Source organism: Dietzia maris (assembly GCF_014144855.1).
Lineage (GTDB): Bacteria > Actinomycetota > Actinomycetes > Mycobacteriales > Mycobacteriaceae > Dietzia > Dietzia kunjamensis.
Genome location: NZ_JAALDN010000542.1, coordinates 1 through 3,558 on the forward strand (window position 1 = coordinate 1; position 3,558 = coordinate 3,558).

Consider the following 3,558-nt stretch of genomic DNA (forward strand, 5'->3'; position numbering starts at 1 on the left):
TCACGGCGCGCGCGGTGCGCAGCACGACCCGCCACCCGCGGTCCGGCGCGTCCACCCGACCGCGCCGCTCCAGCTCCCACCGACTCGCCGTCACCCTCATCACCGTGTAGCGCCCGGGGCGCGACGAGCGCACCACGAGCTGGGTGTAGCCGGTCGCCACCGCGCGGTCCCCGTCCAGCAGCACGACCGGCAGGCCGGGGACGTGCCCGCACCCGTGCGCGATGAGTCCCTGGTGCGCGTCCCCGTGCACCATCTCCCGCAGCCCCTCGTGCCCCTCGAGTACGCCGGTGTCCACGTCGTAGACGCCGTCGTCGGTCCACAGTTCGGCCACGCCGTCGGCGTCGCCGGAGTCGACGCGGGGGGAGTAGGAGGCCAGTAGGCGCAGTACGGCCAGCTCGTCGGCCGCGCGGGCCAGCTCGGCCCGCGCGGTGGCGAGACCGTTCTCGGTCGAGGTGAGCCTCGCCTCGAGGGCGTCCAGACGGGCGGTGTCGGAACCATCAATCATGAACCCGACATTAATGCACTAACTGAAACACGTTACAAGTAGTGTGCACACCATGACGGACAAGAGTGCAGACAACCGTCCCGCCGTGATGACGGCGGACGTCATCGTGGTGGGGATGGGAATCGCCGGCGCCTGCGCGGCGATCGAGGCCGCCGAGGCCGGGTCGACGGTCATCGCTCTGGAGGGCGCCTCCGGACCGGGCGGCTCCTCGGCGCAGTCGGGCGGCGAGGTCTACCTGGGGGGCGGCACGGCCACCCAGCAGGCCCTGGGCATCGCCGACACCGAGGAGGACATGCGCGCGTTCCTCCTGGCCGCGCTCGGGCCCAACGCCGACGAGGCGAAGATCGCCGACTACTGCGCGGGGGCCGTCGAGCACCACGACTGGCTGGTCTCGCACGGAGCGGTGTTCAACCGGAAGTTGTGGGACACACCCACCTGGATGCCGGGCGACGACTCGGGCCTGATGTGGATGGGGGAGCGGGCGGAGCCCTACGCGTCCCTGGCCACCCCGGCCGCGCGCGGTCACCGGCCGCCCGCCCCGAACTTCGCCGGGAACGTGCTCATGGACTCCCTCGTGGCCACGGCGCAGAAGGCCGGCGTCGACCTACAGTGCGACGTCAAGGCGCGCTCGCTCATCGTCGAGGACGGACGCGTGGTGGGCGTCCGGGCCACGCAGTTCTCCGAGGAACGCGAGTACCGCGCCACCGGCGGCGTCGTGCTGGCGACGGGCGGGTTCGTGGACAACGACCGGATGCTCGAACAGTGGGCGCCGCAGCAGCTGGGCAAGGACAAGGTCTCCGACGGTCGCGACGACGGCTCCGGCATCGAGATGGGCATCGAGGCCGGCGCGGCCGTGCGCCGCATGCACCAGACCGAGACCGCGATGCTCGTCATCCCCCGCCTGGTGGTGGGCGCGATGCTCGTCGACGGCGACGGGCAGCGCTTCATCAACGAGGAGGTCTACCCGGGCCTGTACTGCCACGCGGCCGTGTATCACCGCCGCCCGCCGGTGTGGGTGATCATCGACGAGAAGGGCATCGAGGACGTCCCGGAGTCCGAGCTGTGGGGTATGCAGCCCATGCACGCCGCCGAGACCATCGAGGAGCTCGCCGCCGATTGTGGGCTGCCCGCCGATGCGCTGGCCGACCAGTTGCGCCGCTACAACGCCGGCGCCGAGCGTGGCGAGGACCCACAGTTCGGAAAGAACGCCCGGTGGGTGCGCCCGCTCGAGCCGCCGTTCGGTGCCTACCCGACGGGTGCCGGGGGGCCGGACACCTTCAACGGCCTGCCCCTCAAGGCGCAGGGGTTCACGCTCGGGGGACTCCACACGGATCTGCAGTCGCGGGTGCTCGACCGCGCGGGTGAGGCGATCCCGGGCCTGTTCGCGGCCGGGCGGTGCACGCACGGTCTGCACGGCGACGGGTACATCTCCGGTACGTCCCTGGGCGACGGGTCGTTCTTCGGGCGGCGCGCGGGCCGCGGTGCGGCCGGGGTCACCGACACGGTGGCGGCCGGCGACGTGACCGGGTCGGCGCCGGCATGAACGACCCGGTGACCGTCGAGCCGGGGACTGTCGAGCCGGGGGCCGTCGTGCGGCGCGACCGGCCGACGGTGGATCTGGGGCCGTTGGACCCGGCGCGCGGTGCTGGCCGTCCGGTCGACAGGGACGACGACGACGAGGCCGGCCTCTACGCCCTGGTGGACCAGGTGCGCCGGATCCGCGCGCTCACCACCGGCGGCATGTTCGACACCGACCTGGGCCCGCTGACCGATCGGATCCGCAGGGTGGCCGATGAGCTGGAGGCCGCGTCGGCGAGCCCCGAGCAGCGGCAGGAGGTCAACTGGCGGGAGCGTCGGTACGCCTCGAACTGCCCGATCATCGGCCGGTCCAACGTCCTCGCCCCGCCGGCGGAGTTCGAGTTGCTGGACGACGGGACGCTCAGGGCCGAGATGACGCTCGGGCTGGAGTACCAGGGCCCCCCGGGGTGTGTTCACGGCGGTGTCGTGGCCCTGCTGTTCGACGCGGCGCTGGGCCGGGTCAACCACCACGCGGGGACCACCGGGATGACGATGTACCTGGACCTGGACTACCGCAGCCCCACGCCCATCCTCGAGCCGATCGTGGTGACCGCCCGTCAGGTCCGGGTGGACGGCCGGAAGGTGTGGTCGCAGGGCGCGGTCCACGCGGGAGGTCGCCTCTGCGCCACCGCCGAGGGGCTGTTCGTCATGCCCGCGGAGTGGGTGGCGGCGTACCGGCAGCACCGGGATGAGGGCGCGGGCGAGGGCTGACCCCGGGGCGCAGAGTAGATTCTGTTGCCGTGACGACCGACTCCGGCCCTTCCGACCCCACCGCCCCGGGCGACCGCCCCCTCGGCACCGCGGACCCCGCCGGTGCGAGCGATGAGGGCACTCCCTTCCTGCGCCAGGACCCCGATGCGTCCGGCGCGACCGAGCTGGCCCGCGAGCTGCGCCGACTCCGCGGCCTGGTCGCCGGGTCCGTCTACGAGGACGTCCACGACGCCGTGGCCACCGTGCGCGGGTTGGTCGAGCACCTCGAGACCGTGGGCACCGTGGTGCGGCCGTCGGAGTACGCCACCTGGGGTGTGCCGGAGCACCTGGCGGCCAACCCGGCGACCGGCAGCCGGAACCCGGTGTCCCCGCCGCTGGAGCCGGTGGTGTTCCCCGATGCGACCGTGCGGGCCGACCTCACCCTGGGTATCGAGTACCAGGGGCCTCCCGGCTGCGTCCACGGCGGGATCGTCGCGCTGATCTTCGACGAGATGCTGGGGCTGGCGAACGCCGCGTCGGAGAGTGTCGGCATGACCGCGGACCTGCGCATCTCGTATAAGTCGCCGACGCCACTGTTCGCCCCGCTGCGGTTCGAGGCGCGGCAGGAACGGGTGGAGGGCCGCAAGATCTGGGCGACCGCGACCCTCCACACCGGCGAGACCCTCTGCGCGACGGCTGAGGCGTTGTTCATCGAGCCGAGGGGTATCCGGGACGCCGACCGCGGCCGGCCCATCGAGGGCTGACAGTGATGATGTGTGTAGTGG

General features: G+C 72.6%; 4 protein-coding genes. 3 read left to right on the top strand and 1 reads right to left on the bottom strand.

What is annotated here, in order from left to right; all coding sequences use genetic code 11:
- A partial coding sequence (locus tag G6024_RS15965; protein WP_159149151.1) for a nuclear transport factor 2 family protein occupies positions 1-505 on the bottom strand: 505 nt, incomplete at its 3' end.
- Positions 506-557: 52 nt separating this feature from the next.
- Here G6024_RS15965 and G6024_RS15970 point away from each other — a divergent pair.
- From G6024_RS15970 to G6024_RS16975, 3 genes are read left to right on the top strand one after another with little or no spacing between them, the layout of a single operon-like run.
- Positions 558-2,048: an FAD-dependent oxidoreductase gene (locus G6024_RS15970; RefSeq protein ID WP_159149152.1), complete on the top strand. Its 1,491-nt coding sequence runs from the start codon at positions 558-560 to the stop codon at positions 2,046-2,048.
- A complete protein-coding gene (locus G6024_RS15975) occupies positions 2,045-2,794 on the top strand; it encodes a PaaI family thioesterase (protein WP_159149153.1) in 750 nt (249 codons plus the stop codon). Before G6024_RS15970 ends, G6024_RS15975 begins: the two co-directional genes overlap by 4 nt.
- Before the next feature lie 29 nt (positions 2,795-2,823).
- Positions 2,824-3,537, top strand: a complete 714-nt coding sequence (locus tag G6024_RS16975; protein WP_067720214.1) for a PaaI family thioesterase — start codon at positions 2,824-2,826, stop codon at positions 3,535-3,537.
- Positions 3,538-3,558 lie beyond the last annotated feature (21 nt).